Genomic DNA, 463 nt, shown 5'->3' with positions numbered 1-463 from the left:
AGAGACAGGACTACTAGGGTATCTAATCCTGTTTGATCCCCACGCTTTCGTGCATGAGCGTCAGTAATTGTCCAGTTGGCTGCCTACGCCATTGGTGTTCCTCCGAATATCTGCGAATTTCACCTCTACACTCGGAATTCCGCCAACCTCTCCAATACTCTAGTCTTGAAGTTTTAAAAGCAATTCCAAGGTTAAGCCCTGGGCTTTCACTTCTAACTTTCAAAACCGCCTGCGCACGCTTTACGCCCAGTGATTCCGAACAACGCTCGCTCCATTCGTATTACCGCGGCTGCTGGCACGAATTTAGCCGGAGCTTCTTCTTCCGTTACTGTCATTATCTTCGCGGACGAAAGTGCTTTACAACCCTAAGGCCTTCTTCACACACGCGGCATGGCTGGATCAGGGTTTCCCCCATTGTCCAATATTCCTAACTGCTGCCACCCGTAGGCTGTCTCTTATACAC

General features: G+C 49.7%; 1 rRNA gene. It reads right to left on the bottom strand.

Features of this window, described 5'->3' with window-relative positions:
• Positions 1-463: ribosomal RNA gene (locus tag ACTHSL_RS13030) — 16S ribosomal RNA — on the bottom strand; the annotation flags it as partial.

This window comes from Neisseria sp. P0008.S010 (assembly GCF_051962715.1).
Taxonomy (GTDB): Bacteria; Pseudomonadota; Gammaproteobacteria; order Burkholderiales; family Neisseriaceae; genus Neisseria; species Neisseria elongata.
This window is presented reverse-complemented; position numbering and strand designations above follow the sequence as displayed.